Origin of the sequence: Phytoactinopolyspora alkaliphila (genome assembly GCF_010550695.1) — a bacterium.
GTDB lineage: Bacteria > Actinomycetota > Actinomycetes > Jiangellales > Jiangellaceae > Phytoactinopolyspora > Phytoactinopolyspora alkaliphila.
In genome coordinates this window covers 342174-360706 of the sequence record NZ_JAAGOB010000006.1, presented here as the reverse complement: position 1 = coordinate 360706, position 18533 = coordinate 342174, and the positions used below count along the sequence as shown (strand labels likewise).

Sequence of the window (18533 nt, the reverse complement as noted above, 5' to 3'; positions counted from 1 at the left end):
CAAGTTCCCGTCAGCGTCGTAGCTGTAGGTGGTGGTGTTGCCTTCACCGTCGGTGGAGGTGCAGACCTGGCCAGCGTAGGCGCCGCACACCGTGCCAGTGTCGTCCTCTCTGGTGTAGGAGACCTCCTCGGCCCCGGTGCCGCCCGAAGTGACGTCCTCCTGCACAAGGATGTTGCCCGCGTCGTCGTAGGAGAACCCGAGTTTGTTCCCTGCGTCATCGATCACGCATGTGGCCAGATGAGCGTGCGTGCCATCGGCGTTGGGACAATCGGTGTCCAGTCCGTACGTGGCGCGCAGCGCCGCGCCGGTGGGCATGGTCATCGCCGTGGCATTGTTCAATTCGTCGTAATCGAACTCGATGGTGTTGCCCGGCGTGGAACCGGATCCCATCGCATCAGTTACAGACGCCACGTCGCTGTTCGGGGTCCATTCCTGCGAACGAGTTCGCCCTAAAGCGTCGGTGACCTCGATGACGCGGTCATCTGAGTCGAAGACGAACACCGAATCGTGACCGTTCGGATCGGTCACGGTCGTCTCGTCACCGTCGTAGGCGAACGAGGTCACCGCGGCGTCGCCGCTCTGAGCGTGCTGCGTCAGGTACCGCCTGATCTCGGCGACACGGTCCGAGCCGTCGTAGGAAATCTGGGTGCTGTATCCATTCGGGCTGGTCACCCATTCCAGCAGGCCGTCGCTGTTGTAGCCGTACTCAGTGATCACCGCTGGCTGCCCGGGCAACGTCGGCGCGGTCACCGTGTTCAGTCGACCAGCCGAGTCATAGCCGTAGACCGTTTCCCGGCCGCCCGCATCGGTGACATGCGTGGCCTTCTGGCTGGTGTCGTGGTGAATCACGGTGGAACGCTGTGCAGCATCCCGCAGTATCCACCCCACCGGCACACACGGACACGGAAACCCGCTCAAGAGCATCACCGAAGTGTTGCCTACGTCGTTGCGGTCGCGGTTGCTGGTCAGCGTCCCGCTCGATGTGAACCGCAACTGCTCGCCCGTGCGCTGGTATTCGATCCGATATCCACCACCACTGAGTTCGGTCAGGTCGGCATTGAGTCCAGGCGGTGCGACCCACTCGCCGTTCGAATCCTGCGTGAACGTCTGCGCGAACCCTGTCGGACCGTAGAAGGCCGCTTCATCATTGTCGACGTCGAGACGGATATCCGGCCAGGCCGATAGCGTCCATCGGTCCCGCAACGGCGACGTCGTCGAATCATTCGCCAGGCTGTTGTAGTAACGATCGATTCGGTAAGCGATACCCGGAGCGTCGATCTGCACGTCATTGGCTTCGAGCAGAAGATTCCCGTTGCCAATGTTCACCCGCAACACAGAACTATCCCATAGCTCGAAGTCCTGAAACGAAAAGAACGGCATCGCACCCGTAGACGACGTTCCGATAGACAAAAATCCCGCACCAAATCCCGAGGCGTCGAGGTCGCCACCCTCACTCCATTGCCCTTCACGGAGTAGCTGCTCGAACTCCTCGACCTCGACAGCGCCCTCGACGTCTCGCACCGCTTCATCCGGCGCTTCCCACACCGGCACGTCATTCAGTTCCAGGGTTTCAACGACCGAACCCACGCCAGCCGAATTCGCTGAAATCCCTAACAGGAAAACGCACAAGACCGCACCCAACGCCGAGAATCCCACTCGCTTACCGAATCCGCACACATTTCTGCCTGCCCACGTACCACCCACAACGAACTCCCACCCTCGATAACTTTTGGCCCAGTTAACAAGAAACTCGAACGTCTGTGAACCGGAAAGAATATTACGAATAGGTAACGAAGCGTCCGTCATGCAATGTGATCATGAGCACCAAACACTCGCTCGACCTTTCGTCAACATCCAACCAACAATATGTACTTGTCGCATGACTCACATCTCTTACTATGAGATCTCGTTACTACTCCATCGCGGTCGCGGTCGAGGAGGAGCCCGGACCACGGACGCCAAGCCGTCCTACCAGGTGGCCGGGGGCAACGAGCCATCATCGCTGACCCGGGATGGGTCAAGTCGGACCCGTTCGGCAAGGGTTGGCTCTACCAGCTCAAGGTGACTAAGCCCGCAGAGCTGCTGGACGCCGCGACCTGCCAAGCGTTCCTCGCGGAGGCATAAGCGATGAACACCCCTGGACCGGTCGCTCGCCAACTATGACCCCCGAGGTCTACGCCACAGTTCGCGCCGAGCTGCCCCGGCAGCAGACAAGCCTGGAGATGAGCGCGTCGGACAACCTCGCACCGCGCGCGATCATAGAAACGCAGGGTTCGGTACTGACCAACAAATACGCCGAAGGGTACCCAGGCCGCACTAACTACGGCGGGTGCGAGCACGTTGATGGGATCGAGCAGTTCGCGCTTGGCCGGGCCAAGGAGCTCTTCGGCGCCGAGGACATCACACGTGCAGGCATCTCAGCGCTCTACGGCGGCACGGCCGTACACCTGACCTTCGTCGACCGGCGAGAATCTGGCCTCTCCGGCCAGCAGGCCGAAGACCGGCTGCACAACATCGGCATCACCGTCACCGGAGGGCCACCGCGTTGCCGGCTTCGCGGTGGCTCCAGGTGACCGCGTGACCCGTCAGGTTCAGAGATGCCGAAACGCCAACAGGCGCGCGCTAGCGTGGATAACCTCCCACCCCCGAGTCCCGCAGGTGGTCTGATGACAAGCGAACCCCTGCATACCGTCACAGGTGAGATCTACACCCGTTACTCGTCGTTTCAGCTAATGGGGCGCTACCCGAACCCACCCACGGACATCAGGGCCCCGATGCCGCTGCTCATGGCCGTTCCGGGCTGGGTATCATTCATCAGCGCCATGTCGGGCCAGGACGTGACGGCGACGTTCGAGCTCTACGACCACACCCCACCGGACACCGGCCGAAAATGGGACAGCACCGAATACGCGGAAGTCACCATCCCCGTACCGCGCTCGCCGGTCATGAGCGTTGAAGCGGACACGGTGCCTGCGGCCCATTTCGGCACCTTCGAGGTCCGGCCGATCCTGCACGTCCAAGCATGGGTCCACGGCCGAACAGAAGTCACCAAGATGCGCGTGGCTCGACCCCGCGGTGTCGAGCACTGGCTCATCCGTCTCTCCCCCGGCGCCCACAACCAGATCCCACCCGGCGAAGAATGGTTCATACCCGCCCAGGAATACCAGCGGCCAGCCTCGTGAGCCCAACGACCACAAGTCGGCCATAGGTGCGAGTCCACGGTCCAGTCTGCGGACCCGCATAGGACGTCACCTCCTGGCCAAACGCTGCGGCGGCACTCGAACCGCCCTTCGACACTGGCCGCTTGGGCGTCACGCCTCCCGGTAGACCCGCTCGACCCCGGTGTGCGGCAAGTGTCTTCGCGCGAGGGGAGGTTCTGGAAGGTGCTACGAAGGGACCAGCACGGCTCTCCAGCGAGATTGTGGAGGCGGAACCGGTTCCTGAAGAGCCTGTGGACAATGGGAGCCGCGGCTAACGCGCGGCGTGCTCGAGCCCGCGCCGGAACACGTCGTACACGCGAAGCTCGGCCTCGAGCGGCGCGAGCACCTCGTCGCCGGCCACATCGGCCACGACGCCGCGCAGCACCTCGCGGACTTCAGCGGCATGCCGTCGCCGGGCGCGACGAGCCATCGGCACCCGGATCGCGGCCGCCACCAAGCCGACTGCGGCTCCCACCACGAACAGCACCATGGGAACCGGACTGCCCAAGACCTCCGGCTGCACCAGTCCGAGCCGCTCCAGCCAGCCGGGTTCGAACCGTTCCTCGAGCTCGAGGGCCACCGCCCACAGTCCACCGACAATGCCGGTGAGCAGTGCCAGCCATTCCACGACCCCGCCCGCCCGCCACCATCTCCCCCCGCGGCCACCGTCGAGATCAACCTCGCGCACCTTCTTCTCCAGCACGTCGGGTGACCGGCCCGCGGCCTCGTCGGCCACGGCGCGCACCGAACCGCCCCACCCTCCCGTGAGGGTGCCAGCCGCCGCCGAACCGACGTTGCGCACGGCCGCGGCGCACGCCGCCCGGTCGACCTGCGCGGGTTCCGGCAGGCTTCGTCGCCTACCGCGGCACAGATGGGCCGCACCGGCGGCTTCGGCACGTGCGTCGATGTGGGCCGCCTCGCACAAGGCCTCGGTCAAGCTGGCACGCTCGGCCGGGCCGAGCCCACCTGGCCTTCCCGGACCCGCCGCCGCGGCCATCTTCCGAGCCGCCCTCCGGGCGTCGGCCTCGATCCGGTCGACGCCAGCGCGATGCCGCGCCACCGTCTGCCGGAGCACATCGACGATCTCGGCCAGTCCCTCCCCCGTCGTGGCCGAAGCGGTCAGGATCGGTGCCTGGTGCAGGCCGTCGTCGTCGAGAAGGCGACGCAGGTCTCCGACGCACGCCGCGACGTCGTCGGGAGCTAGCTGGTCGATCTGGTTCAGCACCACCATGGTCACGTCGCTGTGCGTGGCCAGTGGGCGAAGGTAGCGCTCGTGCACCACCGCGTCGGCATATTTCTGCGGGTCCAACACCCAGACGAACAGATCGACCAGCGCCACCATGCGGTCGACCGTGTGCCGGTGGGACACCTCGGTGGAGTCGTGATCCGGCAGGTCCAGGAGGATAAGCCCGGCGAGCTCATCTTCGGTGCGCGGTTCGAGGGCGCTCTCCCGGGTCACCCGGTTCCCCGGCGTCACCTCGAGCCAGTCGAGGAGGGGCTCCGCGCCCTCGCCGCCCCACACGCACGCCAGCGGCAACGTGGTGGTGGGCCGGCGGACACCCACCCGGGCGATGTCCAACTCGCTGATCCGGTTGAACAACGACGACTTGCCACTACCGGTGGAACCAGCAAGGGCCACCACGGTATGCGCCATCGACAGTTCGAGCCTGCTTCCGGCCCGGTCCAGCACCTCGCGCGCCTCGGCCGTGGAAGGATCGAAGAACCGCCCCGCACCGGCGTCGAGCGCGCTGGCGAGCGCCGCCAGCCGAGTCGTCATCCCACCTCCTCCCGGGCCCGCCGCGCGTCGGCCACGGCAGCGGTCAACGCGGCCCGTGTGGCGTCGTCGAGCACATCCTCACCAGCCTCGGCGGCCAGCGCGTCGACCCGGCGGAGCACGTCGGAGACAGCCCCCTGAACCGTGCGATTGCTCAGTTTGTCCCTCGTCTGCTGGTCGGCCGCCAGGCCTCGCACCCATCGTCGCACCGGTTCCACGTCCTGCGCAGGCAACATCCCCGAACTGTCCAGTACTGTCTCCCGGACAGCGAACAATGGGGCGTCCCCGAGCCCACGCTCGGCCAGCAGGCTCGCCAGGTGGGAGCGCAGCTCGTTGAGCGATCCTTCCGGCACCCGGTTGAGCACAACCGCCACGGACGAGCGCCGCTGGGCGGCACCACGCAGGAGCTCCCACGGAACCGCGTCCGCGTATCTGGCCGCCGTCGTGACGAACAGCCAGAGATCGGCGGCCAGGAGGGAGTCGACGGCCGCGAGCCGGATCTCGTCGACGACCGAGCCGAGCGGCGGCGTATCCAGGAGCGCCACGCCCGCCGGCACCCGTTCGACGGCCAGCCGCTCGATGAGGACGTGCTCTCCGCCGAGCCATCCGTGCCCGGAGCCGGTGCCGAACCAGCCGGTGTCGTCCGGATGGTGAACGAGCTGCGGCATGCGGGTGGTGGGCCGCAGCACGCCGGGCGCCGTGACGATCTCACCCACCACCGCGTTGATCAGCGTGGATTTGCCGACGCCGGTGGACCCGGCGGTCGCGACCAGGAGGGGCGCGTCCATCTGGCCCAGGCGGGGCACCACGTAGCGGTCGAGCAGCGCCAGGGCGTCGTCGACGTCGCGCCGAGCGGCGGAGGCGCTCGCCGATTCGAACGGGAAGTCGAGATCGCGCAGCCTTTGCCGCACGACGCACAAGGCGTCATGCAAGGGTTGACCGGATGGTTGCGCCACACCGCCATGTTGGCATTACCTTCACTCAAGACGACGACAACACACTGGAGGAGCTCATGTCGCTTGAACGGCCCACCGCCCCGGATCCCTACCAGATGCTGCCCGCGGTCGCGGGTTTCACGGTCGGCAGCGACGACATCCGCGACGGTGAACAGCTGGCCGAGGACTTCCTCTTCGACGACTGGGGCATGCCGGGCCGGAACATGTCGCCACACCTGCGCTGGTCCGGCGCGCCCGAGGGCACCCAGAGCTACGCGATCACCTGCTTCGACCCGGACGCTCCCACACCCTCCGGGTTCTGGCACTGGACCGTGGCCGACATTCCCGCGGACATCACCGAGATACCCCGAGGCGCCGGCGCCGCGGACGGACTCGGGCTGCCCGACGGCTCCTTCTCCGTGCGCAATGACACCGGGAACGTCGGCTACAGTGGCGCGGCTCCGCCACAGGGCGACGTGCCGCACCGGTACTTCTTCGTAGTGCACGCGGTCGACGTCGCGTCCCTGGCCGACGAGGGCGTCACCGAGGAGGCGACGCCCGCGGTAGTCTCCTTCAATCTCGTGTTCCACACCCTCGGTCGCGGCATGATCGTGCCGGTGTACTCGCACTGATGCCGTCCCCCGTGATCGGCCGTCTCGCGGCCATGCCCGCCCGGGAGCGTCCCGACCTCCTCGCCGAGGCGGTCGGCGACGCACTGGCCGAGCATCCCGGCGTCGACGTGTTCGTGGCTGAGATCGATCCGGGCCTGGCCGACACCGCGGAGTTCTGCCAGGCCTACGACGTGGCGCTCGACGAGTCCGCGAACTGCGTCGTCGTGGCAGGCAAACGCGGCGGCGAGCAGCGCATCGCCGCCTGCATGGTGCTGGCCACAACCCGGGCGGACGTCAACAACGTCGTCAAACGCCGGCTCGACGTACGGAAGGCGTCGTTCCTCTCGATGGACGACGCCGTGGCGCGGACCGGAATGGAGTACGGCGGGATCACACCGCTCGGCCTGCCGCAAGACTGGCCGATCCTGGTGGACCCCGCCGTGGCCGCGCTACCCTACGCCGTCATCGGCAGCGGACTGCGCCGGTCGAAGCTGGTGATCCCTGGCGCCCAACTGGCGGCCTGGCCGGGTGCGGAGGTGGTCGACGGACTCGGCCGTCCGGTCACCGGCTGAACGCGCCTCCAGCAGGATTCGAACCTGCGACCTACTGCTTAGAAGGCAGCTGCTCTATCCACTGAGCTATGGAGGCCAGCACTACGCGGATCCTACCGAAGGCGGCAGGATCCGCGCAGGGCTGCATGGGGTTTCAGGACTCCGCGCCGGTCGCCTCCAGGGTGACCTCGACGAACCGCGGCCGGTAGATCGTGACGTCGTCGTACAGCTCGTTCGAGTCGAGGCTGTTCACGTTGTAGGTGAGCAGGAGCCGGTTGCCACGACGCTGCTCGGGGTGCTCGTGGGCGTTGTAGGTGATGATGTTCCCGCCCGTCTCGGGGGTCTGATGCAGTGTGGCCGCGGGCACGAACGGGCCCCACGGCGTGCAGCTCACGTAGCCCACGATGTTGCTGCTGAACAGCTCGTTGGTGTCCTGCGTGACGAGCAGGTAACCGTCCTTGAACCGGGTGACGCTGTATTCGTTCGCCACACCGGGCATGATCGCCGCTGAGGCCGTCTCCTCCGGCGACCAGTCCTCGCCGGTCCAGTACTCCCACGGCGCGGTGAGATCATTGCCGGTGACCCGGGCCAGGTGCATGTACTTCGACGCGCCCTGGTCGTCCACGCCGTAGATGTAGGTGTGCGGGCCGGAGCGCTCGATCCAGGATGCCCACTGCACGCCTGACTCCGACGGCATCGGCAGGATCTCGCGCACGTCATAGGTCCGCGGATCGAATCGGACAAGCTTGTTCGCGTGCCAGCCGAAGTCCCACATGCCCGGGCCGAATTTCTCGAACTCCAGGAACATCACGTCTAGTGAGCGGGCGGTGGCCGTGCCGGCCCCGAGCCAGTTCCACGTGTCGGGTTGGGCAGGCGGCACGAGCGACTCCGGCTCGTCAGGGGTACCTCCGGTGATAGTGCGCAGGGAGTCTCCGCGCTGCTCGATGAACGAGTTGTTGAGGAACGGCGTCTCCAGTGGGCGGGTGAGATCGTCGTTCACAGGCCCGAGAAACGTGTCGGAGAACAGCCACAGCGTCCGCCCGCCGGTGAGCCGGACAGAGTAGGTGCTGTCACCGCCGGTCCATCCTTCGCCGGAGTTTCCGTACGCGTCGAAGAGCGCGGTACGGCCGGCCTCGACCTTCGACGACGCCTGCCACTGTGTGCTGGTGACGGCACATTGCGCGGCATCGGCCGGACGGGGAGCGCTGGGATCGGCCGACGCGGCGAGGCTGGACAGCGACACACTGCTGAGCACCGCCACGGGGCCTAACAGACAGCTCATGGTGCGGCGTAGACGAGATGGACGACGCATGGGACCTCCACGACGATGCGTACCCGACAGTTGCCTAGTGATTAGATCACTCGATCTCTCTGCTGTCGAGAGGCCCGGTCTGTACCGAACCATGATCCACTGATATGAATCCTCCATGGTGTCCAGACGCCGCCCGGCCGGCCGAGGCCGCCGAGTGGCTCCGCCGCCCCCTCGACCAGCCATTCCATCCATGACGGAGATCGCTGTGTACGGGCTGCTGGCGGCGGCCGTCGCCGCCGGTCTGCTGATCGCCGGCGGGCAACCCGCGTGGTACGCAGCGGCCGTCGTCGTCGCGACATTGTTCTTGCTGGGTGTGCTCGCTCTCGCCGCCGGCCGCGCCGCAGGGCGCGACTCCACGCGGCCGGACGAGCCTTCCGGCACTGGGGCGCGGCGACGCAGACGCAAGCACTAGCCGCCCGACCCGCGTAAGGTGGGCGCCGTGAACAACGACCGACTGGTGTGGATCGACTGCGAGATGACCGGCCTGGACCTCACCCGCGATGCACTCATCGAGGTGGCGGTGCTGGTCACCGACGGTGAGCTCAACGTGCTTGGCGACGGCATCGACATCGTCATTCGCCCACCGGACGAGTCCATCGAGCAGATGAACGACGTCGTTCGCAAGATGCACACCGACAGCGGATTGCTCGATGAGCTGCATACGGGCGTGTCCATGGAGGAGGCCGGAAACCGCGCGCTCGAGTACATCAAGGAGCACGTGCCCGACCCCGCCAAGGCCCCACTGGCTGGCAACACGGTTCACATGGACCGGCTCTTCCTCGCCCGCGACCTGCCCGACCTCGAGCATTGGCTGCACTATCGCAACGTAGACGTCTCCTCGATCAAGGAACTGGTCCGCCGCTGGTATCCGCGGGTCTACTTCGCCAGCCCGGACAAGACCGGCAACCACCGCGCGCTGGGCGACATCCAGGACTCGATCCGCGAGTTGCAGTATTACCGGCAGACCGTGTTCGTACCCCTGCCCGGCCCCGACACGGAGAGCGCGCGGAGCGCGGCGGCCGCTGTGAACGACGGCACAATAACCGTGTGACGAGCACAGGCCGGTAGACCTTATACTGGTTCAGCGCGTCCGCACCTGCGGGCGCATGGTGGCTGTAGCTCAGTTGGTAGAGCGCCGCGTTGTGGTCGCGGATGTCGCGGGTTCAAATCCCGTCAGTCACCCCAGGTATGGCGAGGTGTAGCGCGTCAAAGGGCGGGCGCGGGTGTTACGTGAGCAGGCGACGGCGATAGCCTTCTGCCACCGCCGAGGCTCGATCACGAACACCGAGCTTGTCGTAGATGTGTTGCAGATGGGTTTTGATGCTCGCTTCGCCGATGAACAACGCGGTAGCGGCCTCTCGGTTTGAACTGCCATTCGCGACCAGCTGCAGCACCTCCTTCTCTCGATCGGTCAGTGTGCCGGCGCCGGGCCTGCGAACGTGGCCCATAAGGTGCTGCGTCACCGACGGCGCGAGCACCGACTCTCCACGCGCGGCTGCACGGACGGCTCGCATCAGTTCGTCGGGCAGAGCATCCTTCAGGAGGTAGCCGATCGCACCCGCCTCGATCGCCGGCAGTACGTCGTTCTCACTGTCGAAGGTGGTCAAGATCAGTACCCGGGAATCCGGAACTCGCTCGCGCAGGGCAGCAGTCGCGGCGACGCCGTCCATCCCGGGCATCCGAAGGTCCATGAGCACGACATCCGCTGCCAGCCCCTTCGCACGTTCGACGCCCTCGGCGCCGTCGCCGGCCTCACCGACCACAATGATGTCCTCGGCGTCGGCAAAGGTGTCGCGAAGACCGCCCCTCACGATCGGATGGTCGTCGACAATCACGAGTCGAATCATCGGCCGGTCCCCTCTTTTGCTCTCGTGCCCCCAGGGGCGATGGCCGGAACGCGCGCACTGACGGATGTCCCTTCACCCGGTGCGCTCTGCACCTCTAGGTGACCGCCGATCCCTCTGATGCGCTGGCGCATACTCGTCAGGCCGAAGCCGGTGGCGAGCCCTTTCGCGAACCCGCGCCCATCATCCCGCACGTCCAGCAGCACCTCGGTGCCGGTATACGACAGCGTGACACCGACGCGCGAGGCCTCCGCGTGCTTCGCCACGTTGGTCAGCGACTCCTGCGCGACCCGGAAGAGCGACACCTCGATCGCCGGGCTCAGGGGCTCTCGGGCACCGGTGACCTCCACCTGGACTCTCAGGCCCTGATCCTCCGACCAGCGCTCGGTCAACGTGCGCAGCGCGTCTGGGAGATGCGCACGCCCGAGTTCCTGGGGCGCGAGTGCCTGCACGGACCGCCTGGCCTCGGTCAGACTGCTGCGCGCGAGCCGAAGTGCACGCGTAACGTGCTCTTCCGTCTCGCCCTGCACGCTCGCAGAACGCTCCGCCGCCTGGAGCTGCGTGATGATGCCAGCGAGACCCTGGGCCAGGGTGTCGTGGATCTCGCTGGCCAATCGCTGCCGCTCATCCTGCACCCCGGATTCACGGGCCTGGGCGACCAGTTGTGCATGGAGCCCGGCGTTCTCGTGCAGTGCCGCCTCCAGTCGCTCGACGAGTTCCTCCCGCTTGCGTTCTTCTGGTTCGCTTCGCGCCGTGAGCAGGATTCCTGCCCCGATCGCCCCAGTCTGCACGGTGACGATCAGGATGAACTCTGCGAGCATCTCTGGGGTCGGGTGAGGCCACACCCGCATCGCCGATCCGTTGAGGGCCACGGAGGTGGCCAGGACTCCGAGCACCCCCAACGGCCACGGCTTGAGCAGGTACGCGTGAAAGAAGCCCGCGATGGTGAAGACGAGGAAGATATCGGAATACGTCATGAGGGTGACGCACAGCGCCAGCAGCCCGACGAAGTAGATGCCCGCCGACACGGGCCGAAGCGTCCTCCTCTTGATGGGCAGTGTGTGCCCGAACAGTACCCACAGCACCGAGACCGCGACGAGCCCGAGGACGGATGCGCCCTCGGGCCAGAAGCTTTCACCAGAGGCCGGAAGCACCGAAAAATAGATCACCGTCGAGATCGTCAGCAGCAGCCACGGTGTAAACAACTGCAGAAGGTCCCATGCCCGCAGCTGCTCCACTTTCCAGGCCAGCCGCGAGCGATTCGCGGCCTCCGCCTCTTCCGTGATGGCGGCTTCGCGCATCCCGGAGCTCGGGCGCTCACCGGCCCCGGCATGCCACATCATCGACACCTACTCCCAGCGGAAGAGCTTCGCGGCGATTCCGCTCGCGATCGCCGCGATAACCGTCATTATGGCAATCTGCAGCCAGAAGGGCTGCCCACCGGCGGTGCCGGTGATCTCACCAGCTTCGGCGGACCACGCCGCGGTGAGAGCCTGCAGCCCGGGCGGTATGAATTCGCCGACCTCGCGCAGCGTGTCAGGCATGAGGACACGGGGCAGGAAGGCCCCGCCGAAGAACATCAGCGCAACGAACAGGACGGTGCCGGTCTGATTCGCGGCACTGCTCGTGCGGACCACGGCCGCGGAGATCATGCCGAGCCCGAGCAGTGCCGCATAGCCGACGAGGAAGGCGACGACGAACTTCAGGTGCCGCTCGGGCGGCGCGATTTCCAGCACCGCCCACGCGAGCGAAATCATGAGTGCCGCGGAGACGACCACAGAGGCGAACGCGACCATCATCTGCGCGAGCAGGACCTTCCGCGGATCCGCAGGAGTGGTCGACAACCTGCGCAGAATGCCGCGCTCACGGTACGTCGCGACCACCGCCGGGACGTGCTGCACGGCGATCATCACCATCCCGAACACCAGCGCGGTCGGCGCCCAGATGTCGATGGGCCGGAGGCCGCCCGTTTCCGGCGACGGCTCTCTCAGTGCCGGGATGGCACCCAGCCCGAGCAGAAGTCCCGTAGGGAACAGCACACCGAAGATGACTGTGGCAGAGTCTCGAAGGAAGAGTTTCGTCTCGACCTTGATCATGTTCATCCGAGTGAGCACAACTCAGCCTTCCTCTTGTCGCGGCCCTGGGGATTCCGGAGCGCGTCCGGTAAAGGCCACGAACGCGTCGTCGAGGTTGCGCTGGTCGACGCGGAGATCCTCCGCCACGACCTGCGCCCTGGCGAGAGCCCCCGCGACGCTGCTCAGAAGCTGGCCCCTGCCGGTGACGAGCCAGCGGCCCTCGGTGATCTCGACATTGCTCACGTCGGGAAGCTCGGTCAGGACACGCCTGTCCAGCGGCTGACTCACGCGGAAGCGGACCTGCTGCACGGGACTCACCTGCGCAATCAGCCCCTCAGGCGTATCCACCGCGGCAACCCGACCACCATCGATGACCGCGATCCGGTCGCTGAGGCGCTCCGCTTCATCCATAAAGTGCGTGACAAGGAGGATCGTGACGCCCGTGTCACGAACCCGCTCGATGAGGCTCCAGGTGTCGCGCCTGGCCTGCGGGTCCAGTCCCGTCGTGAGCTCGTCGAGAATCGCGACCTTCGGATTGCCGACCAGAGCGAGCGCGATCGAAAGCCGCTGCTTCTGCCCGCCTGAGAGAGCCTTGTATCGCGTCTTGTGCTTCTCGGCGAGACCTAAAAGCTCCATGAGCTCGCGCCAATCGGCGGGGTCCCGGTAGAAGGAGCTGTAGAGCTCGAGCGCTTCGGCGACCTTGATCGCGTCTGGGAAGCTGCTCTCCTGCAGTTGCACGCCGAGTCGCTCACGCACCTCCGCCCGGTCCTTGACCGGGTCGAGTCCCAGCACAGAGATCGAGCCCGAGTCAGGGGTTCGCAGCCCTGCGATGCTTTCGACGGTGGTCGTCTTGCCGGCGCCGTTGGGCCCGATGATGCCGAAGATCTCCCCCTCCTCAACGGAGAACGAGATGTTGTCGACTGCAACGTGGTGCCCGTAGCGCTTATGCAGATTTCGTACTTCCAATGCGGCCATGCTGCTAAGCCTGCTGGCGCACCGCACCCCGCAACATCGACCGTAGCGTCTAGGCTCCGGTTGATTCGCGCCTCCACCGTTCGGTGGATCTACAGCGGCTTGCGGAGCGTCCGAGGACGTCACGAACGGTGCTCGCACGTAGCGCTCGCCGTGCCGCCCTTGCCCACACCGGCTGCTGTGAGGGCATAGACGGCACGGCCTACCGCGGCGGCGCTATGTCAGGACTTGCGGACGGCCGACACCTCGAACTCCAGGGCGATCTTGTCGCCCACCAGTACGCCACCGGCCTCGAGCGGCGCGTTCCAGGTGACGTTGTAGTCCTTGCGGTCGATCCGCAGGGAACCCTCGAACCCGATCCGGAAATTGCCGAAGGGGTCGGTCGCGGCGCCACCGAACTCGAACGGGATGGTGACCGACTTCGTCACGTCCTTCACCGTGAGGTCCCCGGTAACGTCGAAGGTGTCCTCACCGGTCTGCCGGATGCCGGTGGAGGCGAAGGTGATCTCGGGGTACTTCTCGATGTCGAGGAAATCGTTGGCGCGCAGGTGACCGTCGCGCTGCTCGTTTCGGGTGTCGATGCTGGCGGTCTTGACCTTCACCTCGGCGCGCGAGTTGCCGGGCTCCTTGCCGTCGACGACGATGGTTCCCTCGACATCGTTGAACGCGCCCCGGACCTTCGTCACCATGGCGTGCCGCGCCACGAAGCCGAGCCGCGAGTGGTCAGCGTCGAGGGTGTACTCACCGGTCAGCTCGCTGTAGTCAGTCACAGTTCTTCTCCTTTCATGATGGGCACTCGAGTCCCGTACCCATCCAGGTTTAGTTGACACGTCATACAATACACGCTTTAGGTGACGTGTCAACTAAACCTGGTAGGATGGTGCCGTGACTGAGACGAGGTGGCTGACCGACCGTGAGCAACGCGCGTGGCGCGGCTACGTTCAAATGCAGAGCAAGCTGAACGCACTCCTCAATCACCAGCTGCAGGTCGACTCTCAGATGTCACTCTCGGACTTCGTGGTACTCGTCGTCCTGACCGACACCGCCGAGGAGAAACTTCGCGTCAGCGAGCTCGCAGCCGCCCTGGAGTGGGAGAAGAGCCGGGTGTCCCACCAGGTCACCCGGATGGAACGACGCGGCCTGGTTCAGCGGGTGGAGTGCCCCACAGACGGGCGCAGCGCATTCGTCAACCTGACACCGTGCGGCCGCGCAGCCATCGAAGCCGCGGCACCCCAGCACGTGGAGACGGTCCGCAGAGTGTTCATCGACCAGCTCACCGCCGACGAGCTACAGGCCCTCGAGTCGATCACCACCAAGGTGCTGGAACGCCTCGACGCCGAGTGCTGACCGACGTCACGCGTTCACAATTCCCGCGGCTAGGAGTCGGCCGGACCGTCTCCCTGCCCTGGCCCCTGGCTCGGACCCTGACCCTGTGCGGGACCCTCCTCGGGAGGGCGTTGCTTCTTGCTGTAGGTCCGCTCCCACATCGTCAGCTGCTTCTCCAGGCCCTTCATGATCTCGAAGACCTGGCTCGGTGGGATCCGCACTCTCGAGACCACACGGGTGGGCACCTTGGTGACCCTGCTGCCGTCCTCGTTGACCACCGCCCGCGGCGGCCGTTTGACCACGGCGAAGTCGAGGACGAACGCATCGGGAGTGTGCCAGATGGACGCGAAGTCGGCATATGTGCCTGGTTCGACGTCCGCGGGAATGTCGAGATCGTACTCACGCCGGCTCGGCTGATTGGCCATACAGGTTACGATCTCACAACACCGGGCCACCCCGGCCATCGGGCCCGGAACCCGAACAGGCTGCCGATTTCTCGTACGAACCCTCCGGTGCTAGGATTTTGCGTCGTTGCGCCGTTAGCTCAATTGGCAGAGCAGCTGACTCTTAATCAGCGGGTTCGGGGTTCGAGTCCCTGACGGCGCACTCCCGTCTTACCCGAGGTCAGGGCCCTGTCCGCGGCTCGCCGTCCAGCGGAGGCTCGTCCTCTTCCACCCGCAACGCAGCGTGTTCGGCCGGTCCGCCGCGATCATCCGGCACGCCATCCGACTCCTCCGCGGCGATCGCGGCCTCGAGGTCGGTCAGCTCTTCGTCCTCCGGATCCTTCAGTGCCTCCGTCATCGCGGCCGTCGGCACATCGGTGGGAACCACCGGCACCTCCGGATCGGGAATCTCCCCCTTGCCCGGCGTGGAATCGTCACCGACCTCAGGCACGCCCTCCGCGTCGAGGTCGGCGCCGGGATCACGGTTCGCCTCGCCCACCTGGTCACTCATGATGTCATCGAACCTGGATTCGCTCATGGCCTCGAGAGTTCCCACCGGCGGCCTGGTCAAACGCGGCTCGGCATGTCCCGCTCCCTCGCCCCGGACGTCTGCGGCACGAGAAATGGCTCGAGCAGGCCTGGCGCCGCCTCCGACGCCAAGGCGACGGCGGCATCGGCCGGCACGTCTGGAGCGTGGTAGGCACCCCATCCCGCGGCCGACATCGCCGCTACGGTCTTCAGCCCGAGCCTGCGCTGGAGCAGCGACTGACGCACCGCGACAGTGCTCACGGCAGACCTTTTCAGCGCCGTGGTCTGCCGGCTCATCAATCCTGACCGGACGACGAGATACTCGCCGGAGACGGCGTGTCCGAGTGCCCGATAGGCCACGACCGCCGCCGCGACCGCGATCGGCCACAGCGCAACGCCGGCCCACATCATCGCGAATGGCACGACGTCGTTCGCCGCTAACCAGCCCAGCAGCACCACCACCGCAACGGCGGTAAGCGTCGCCCACCACATCCGCCGGCGCAGCGCCGCCCGCGGATGACGCGCAAGCGGCACCTCCAGCGGGCTCTCGTGGACACCGAGGACGGCGGCCGCGACGGGACGCGCCACGCCGATGGGGCCGCGGGGAAGGATCGTGGTCGGTTGCGACATCGACCACAGGTCGAGCCCGGTGGTCACGACATTGGTGTCGGCCATGCCCATCCAGCGCCACAGCAACGGCTCGGAGATCTGGATACCACGCAGCCTGGTGTCGTCGCGGTTGACCTCGCGGGTCTTGAACAGTCCCTGCCGCGTCCGCAGCAAGGTGCCGTTCTCGCCAGGCACTCGCGCCAGCTCGAAGTTCCAGTTCTCGGTGAAGAAATTGACGCCGAGCCCGACCGCGCCTACCGCGCCCACGACGAGAGCGCCGACTACGATGCTCCGGCCCCACCCCAGCGCCTCCCAGTCGACCAGCCCCTCGATAAATCCCCCGACGTCGAACCCGACCGCCGTACCCAGCCAATAGGCCCCCCACAGAAGGCCAAGGGCCATCAGATACGCCCAGATGTTGAACATGTTGTACACGACCCAGCCGGGACGCAGCCGGGCTAGGACCTGCTTCTCCTCCGGCTCCAGTGCCGCTGGGCCGGCGTCCACAGCGGGCGCGGGGGCGGACGGCGCCTCGCCCCAGAGCAGCTCTCGCCGCAATGCGGCAGCGTCGTCCGTGTGCACGGCGTCGAGGTCGAACGCCGACTCACCGGCGGAGGACTGCTGGCCGGCGCCGATCTTGACGACGCGCAGCCCGGACAGGCGGTGCCGCAGCTTCGCTTCGGTGTCCACGCTGCGGATCCGGTCCCGGCGGACGGAGCGGTAGCGCCGCACGAAGACACCGGTCCGGCGCTCCACGTAGTCCTCCGTCACCCGGTATCTGGTGAACACCCACCGCAGCGCGTCGGCGGTCGCGCCGAGTACACCGAAGGCGGCGATCGCGAGGACCGGCCACATGTTCCCCAGCGTCGGCTCCATGCCGACCACCCACACCGCGAAACCGGTGGGCATGAGGGACACTACCGACTGCACTGCGTCCACCCAGATCATTCGGCTGTGCAGCCTTCGCCACGGCGTCGCGTTCATGTCGCGTCACCGGGAGTCATTTGAGCGATGGTGGTGAGCCGTTCGGCGGCTTCGGCGGCGACGTCCCGGTCCAGGCCGACGATATCGATGGCACCTTTGGAAGACGCGGTGGTCACCCGGAGCGTGGACAAGCCCAGCATCTGCTCGATCGGTCCCCGCACCGCATCCACTGTCTGGACCCGCGAGATCGGCGCTACTCGCCATTCACGCACCAGCCATCCGGACGAGCCGTACACAGCCTCGTCCGTGGCCTCCCAGCGGTGTACCGCGTACCGCCACCACGGCTCGACGACGGTGGAGATCACGGCGAGCACCCCAGCGACGATCAATGCGACCGCCAGCCAGGGCCGGGCCGCTTCCCAGAGGACGTATCCGGCCGTCATGACGGCAAGGACGGGCACCCACAAGGCGAGTGACTGCAGCGTCCACCACAGGATCGCCCGCCGTTCGATCCGGTGGTGCGGTGGGCGCAAGTCGATCGCCCGTGGTGAGGTTCTCGAGGTGGTCATGGGTGCTCCGCTCTGATGGCATGGTCAACGAACTCGACGAGGGCTTCGCTCTGCGCGTCGAGGTCGGTCTGTTCATTCATCGCCCAGCGTCCGAGGAGACCCTCGACGCTCTGGGTGATGATCGTCGCGACCATCCGGCTGTCGAACGGCCGAAACTCTCCCGTCGCCTGGCCCTGGTCGAGAATTTCCGCGAGACCGTCGATCTCCTCCTCTTCGGCGCCGGCGAACGGGCGGCTGCCGTCCGGTCGCCGGTGACTACCGACGATCTCGGCCATGGCCAGGAAACCCGTCCGATGCGCGCCGAAGTACGCCACCTCAGCACGGATCCAAGTCCTGATTCGCCCGGCAGCCGTGGTCGCCGTGGCCAGCTGAGCCTCCATGTGCGCCCAGGCGTCCTCGAAGAACTGACGGACAAGCTGTTCAAGCAGCTCGTCCTTGCCCGCGAAGTGATACGAGATGACGCTCTTGCTGATCTCCGCGCGGGCGGCGATCCGAGCCAAAGTGGCATGCGCGTAGCCGAACTCCGCCACCGTCTGCGTGGCGGCCTCGATGATCTGGGACCGCCGCGCCGCTTCGATGAACGACGGCCGTTTCCGGCCAGGTGGACTATTTTCAGGCCGCACGGCCTAAATGTAGCACGCTTGGCCTGACACGACGATGCAAATATCGGCCGATCACCCTATATTCCTTCCCCGCATCGGATCAGTACGCTTGCGCGAGCACGGGGGACATGTGTGCCGTCCCGCGGCCGGCCGCAACCCGGCGTACGCCAGCAGGAAAGGACAAGTCCCATCAACCCGCCAGAGCACCGCCCGACGAACGACCACCGGGCCCGGAGTGACTCCCGGCACGGATCTCGG

Annotated in this window: 20 protein-coding genes, 3 tRNA genes and 1 pseudogene; 9 read left to right on the top strand and 15 right to left on the bottom strand. The window is 66.4% G+C overall.

Translation table 11 applies throughout. The annotated features are described in order from the left end of the window. Positions 1-1806, bottom strand: a 1806-nt coding sequence (locus G1H11_RS13715) for a DUF6531 domain-containing protein (RefSeq protein ID WP_163819121.1), incomplete at its 3' end; no start/stop codon positions are given. A gap of 331 nt (positions 1807-2137) precedes the next feature. On the opposite strand from G1H11_RS13715, the pseudogene G1H11_RS27075 reads away from it, so the two are divergent. Both G1H11_RS27075 and G1H11_RS13705 read left to right on the top strand, forming a co-directional pair. Then, positions 2138-2400 (top strand): annotated as a pseudogene (locus G1H11_RS27075) (serine hydroxymethyltransferase); the annotation flags it as partial. A 266-nt stretch (positions 2401-2666) separates the two neighbouring features. Then, the gene (locus G1H11_RS13705) at positions 2667-3182 is read left to right on the top strand and encodes a hypothetical protein (protein WP_163819119.1); all 516 of its coding nucleotides are present in this window, start codon (positions 2667-2669) and stop codon (positions 3180-3182) included. 289 nt (positions 3183-3471) lie between these two features. On the opposite strand, the gene G1H11_RS13700 is transcribed toward G1H11_RS13705, so the two are convergent. Further along, positions 3472-4977 (bottom strand): GTPase, encoded by a 1506-nt coding sequence (locus G1H11_RS13700; protein WP_163819118.1) that lies wholly within the window; start codon positions 4975-4977, stop codon positions 3472-3474. Continuing rightward, positions 4974-5930, bottom strand: a complete 957-nt coding sequence (locus tag G1H11_RS13695; protein WP_163819117.1) for a GTPase — start codon at positions 5928-5930, stop codon at positions 4974-4976. The genes G1H11_RS13700 and G1H11_RS13695 overlap by 4 nt, the downstream gene beginning before the upstream one ends. A 56-nt stretch (positions 5931-5986) precedes the next feature. Here G1H11_RS13695 and G1H11_RS13690 point away from each other — a divergent pair, with 56 nt between their 5' ends. Together G1H11_RS13690 and G1H11_RS13685 are read left to right on the top strand one after the other, a co-directional pair. Further along, positions 5987-6541, top strand: coding sequence for a YbhB/YbcL family Raf kinase inhibitor-like protein (locus tag G1H11_RS13690; protein WP_163819116.1), 555 nt, complete (start codon positions 5987-5989; stop codon positions 6539-6541). Then, entirely contained in the window at positions 6541-7092 is a 552-nt protein-coding gene (locus tag G1H11_RS13685; protein ID WP_163819115.1) for a YbaK/EbsC family protein, read from the top strand. Before G1H11_RS13690 ends, G1H11_RS13685 begins: the two co-directional genes overlap by 1 nt. Positions 7093-7095: 3 nt before the next feature. On the opposite strand, the gene G1H11_RS13680 is transcribed toward G1H11_RS13685, so the two are convergent. Then, a tRNA-Arg gene (locus G1H11_RS13680) sits at positions 7096-7168 on the bottom strand. 57 nt (positions 7169-7225) lie between these two features. Then, positions 7226-8383, bottom strand: a complete 1158-nt coding sequence (locus tag G1H11_RS13675) for a DUF4185 domain-containing protein (protein ID WP_163819114.1) — start codon at positions 8381-8383, stop codon at positions 7226-7228. Positions 8384-8573: 190 nt separating this feature from the next. Between G1H11_RS13675 and G1H11_RS13670 the strand changes: the two genes are divergently transcribed. From G1H11_RS13670 to G1H11_RS13660, 3 genes are all read left to right on the top strand, one after another. Beyond that, positions 8574-8795, top strand: coding sequence for a hypothetical protein (locus tag G1H11_RS13670; RefSeq protein ID WP_163819113.1), 222 nt, complete (start codon positions 8574-8576; stop codon positions 8793-8795). 27 nt (positions 8796-8822) lie between these two features. After that, positions 8823-9434: an oligoribonuclease gene (gene orn, locus G1H11_RS13665; protein WP_343074859.1), complete on the top strand. Its 612-nt coding sequence runs from the start codon at positions 8823-8825 to the stop codon at positions 9432-9434. Positions 9435-9492: 58 nt separating this feature from the next. Then, positions 9493-9568 (top strand) — tRNA-His (locus G1H11_RS13660). Positions 9569-9609: 41 nt separating this feature from the next. Here G1H11_RS13660 and G1H11_RS13655 read toward each other — a convergent pair. The 5 genes from G1H11_RS13655 to G1H11_RS13635 all read right to left on the bottom strand — a co-directional run bounded on the left by G1H11_RS13655 (position 9610) and on the right by G1H11_RS13635 (position 14044). Then, positions 9610-10230, bottom strand: coding sequence for a response regulator (locus G1H11_RS13655; RefSeq protein WP_163819112.1), 621 nt, complete (start codon positions 10228-10230; stop codon positions 9610-9612). Then, entirely contained in the window at positions 10227-11570 is a 1344-nt protein-coding gene (locus tag G1H11_RS13650) for a sensor histidine kinase (protein WP_163819111.1), read from the bottom strand. The genes G1H11_RS13655 and G1H11_RS13650 overlap by 4 nt, the downstream gene beginning before the upstream one ends. Before the next feature lie 6 nt (positions 11571-11576). After that, the gene (locus G1H11_RS13645) at positions 11577-12329 is read right to left on the bottom strand and encodes an ABC transporter permease (RefSeq protein ID WP_216843742.1); all 753 of its coding nucleotides are present in this window, start codon (positions 12327-12329) and stop codon (positions 11577-11579) included. A 15-nt stretch (positions 12330-12344) separates the two neighbouring features. Next, positions 12345-13277 carry an ABC transporter ATP-binding protein gene (locus G1H11_RS13640; protein WP_163819110.1) on the bottom strand — a complete coding sequence of 311 codons (933 nt, stop codon included), beginning with the start codon at positions 13275-13277 and terminating at the stop codon, positions 12345-12347. Positions 13278-13495: 218 nt separating this feature from the next. Then, positions 13496-14044, bottom strand: a complete 549-nt coding sequence (locus G1H11_RS13635; RefSeq protein ID WP_216843741.1) for a YceI family protein — start codon at positions 14042-14044, stop codon at positions 13496-13498. A 115-nt stretch (positions 14045-14159) separates the two neighbouring features. On the opposite strand from G1H11_RS13635, the gene G1H11_RS13630 reads away from it, so the two are divergent. Continuing rightward, positions 14160-14621: a MarR family winged helix-turn-helix transcriptional regulator gene (locus G1H11_RS13630; RefSeq protein ID WP_216843740.1), complete on the top strand. Its 462-nt coding sequence runs from the start codon at positions 14160-14162 to the stop codon at positions 14619-14621. A gap of 29 nt (positions 14622-14650) precedes the next feature. Here G1H11_RS13630 and G1H11_RS13625 read toward each other — a convergent pair whose 3' ends face one another. Continuing rightward, positions 14651-15025 (bottom strand): DUF3467 domain-containing protein, encoded by a 375-nt coding sequence (locus G1H11_RS13625; protein WP_163819108.1) that lies wholly within the window; start codon positions 15023-15025, stop codon positions 14651-14653. A 108-nt stretch (positions 15026-15133) separates the two neighbouring features. On the opposite strand from G1H11_RS13625, the gene G1H11_RS13620 reads away from it, so the two are divergent. Continuing rightward, positions 15134-15206, top strand: a tRNA-Lys gene (locus tag G1H11_RS13620). Positions 15207-15224: 18 nt separating this feature from the next. On the opposite strand, the gene G1H11_RS13615 is transcribed toward G1H11_RS13620, so the two are convergent. Genes G1H11_RS13615 through G1H11_RS13600 form a run of 4 tightly spaced genes read right to left on the bottom strand, consistent with a single transcriptional unit; the run spans position 15225 to position 18296 of the window. After that, positions 15225-15581, bottom strand: coding sequence for a hypothetical protein (locus G1H11_RS13615; protein WP_163819107.1), 357 nt, complete (start codon positions 15579-15581; stop codon positions 15225-15227). Between the two features lie 29 nt (positions 15582-15610). Continuing rightward, positions 15611-17164, bottom strand: coding sequence for a PH domain-containing protein (locus G1H11_RS13610; protein ID WP_163819106.1), 1554 nt, complete (start codon positions 17162-17164; stop codon positions 15611-15613). Continuing rightward, a complete protein-coding gene (locus G1H11_RS13605) occupies positions 17161-17673 on the bottom strand; it encodes a PH domain-containing protein (RefSeq protein ID WP_163819105.1) in 513 nt (170 codons plus the stop codon). Before G1H11_RS13605 ends, G1H11_RS13610 begins: the two co-directional genes overlap by 4 nt. Next, positions 17670-18296, bottom strand: a complete 627-nt coding sequence (locus G1H11_RS13600; RefSeq protein ID WP_163819104.1) for a TetR family transcriptional regulator — start codon at positions 18294-18296, stop codon at positions 17670-17672. Before G1H11_RS13600 ends, G1H11_RS13605 begins: the two co-directional genes overlap by 4 nt. Positions 18297-18533: the final 237 nt, after the last annotated feature.

What these genes read in the sequence shown, in the direction of transcription:
- G1H11_RS13705 (WP_163819119.1), top strand. Translation starts at nt 2,667, where the DNA reads ATGACAAGCGAACCCCTGCATACCGTCACAGGTGAGATCTACACCCGT.
- G1H11_RS13700 (WP_163819118.1), bottom strand. Translation starts at nt 4,977, where the DNA reads ATGACGACTCGGCTGGCGGCGCTCGCCAGCGCGCTCGACGCCGGTGCG.
- G1H11_RS13690 (WP_163819116.1), top strand. Translation starts at nt 5,987, where the DNA reads ATGTCGCTTGAACGGCCCACCGCCCCGGATCCCTACCAGATGCTGCCC.
- G1H11_RS13685 (WP_163819115.1), top strand. Translation starts at nt 6,541, where the DNA reads ATGCCGTCCCCCGTGATCGGCCGTCTCGCGGCCATGCCCGCCCGGGAG.
- G1H11_RS13675 (WP_163819114.1), bottom strand. Translation starts at nt 8,383, where the DNA reads ATGCGTCGTCCATCTCGTCTACGCCGCACCATGAGCTGTCTGTTAGGC.
- G1H11_RS13670 (WP_163819113.1), top strand. Translation starts at nt 8,574, where the DNA reads ATGACGGAGATCGCTGTGTACGGGCTGCTGGCGGCGGCCGTCGCCGCC.
- G1H11_RS13655 (WP_163819112.1), bottom strand. Translation starts at nt 10,230, where the DNA reads ATGATTCGACTCGTGATTGTCGACGACCATCCGATCGTGAGGGGCGGT.
- G1H11_RS13650 (WP_163819111.1), bottom strand. Translation starts at nt 11,570, where the DNA reads ATGATGTGGCATGCCGGGGCCGGTGAGCGCCCGAGCTCCGGGATGCGC.
- G1H11_RS13645 (WP_216843742.1), bottom strand. Translation starts at nt 12,329, where the DNA reads ATGAACATGATCAAGGTCGAGACGAAACTCTTCCTTCGAGACTCTGCC.
- G1H11_RS13640 (WP_163819110.1), bottom strand. Translation starts at nt 13,277, where the DNA reads ATGGCCGCATTGGAAGTACGAAATCTGCATAAGCGCTACGGGCACCAC.
- G1H11_RS13625 (WP_163819108.1), bottom strand. Translation starts at nt 15,025, where the DNA reads ATGGCCAATCAGCCGAGCCGGCGTGAGTACGATCTCGACATTCCCGCG.
- G1H11_RS13615 (WP_163819107.1), bottom strand. Translation starts at nt 15,581, where the DNA reads ATGAGCGAATCCAGGTTCGATGACATCATGAGTGACCAGGTGGGCGAG.
- G1H11_RS13610 (WP_163819106.1), bottom strand. Translation starts at nt 17,164, where the DNA reads ATGAACGCGACGCCGTGGCGAAGGCTGCACAGCCGAATGATCTGGGTG.
- G1H11_RS13605 (WP_163819105.1), bottom strand. Translation starts at nt 17,673, where the DNA reads ATGACCACCTCGAGAACCTCACCACGGGCGATCGACTTGCGCCCACCG.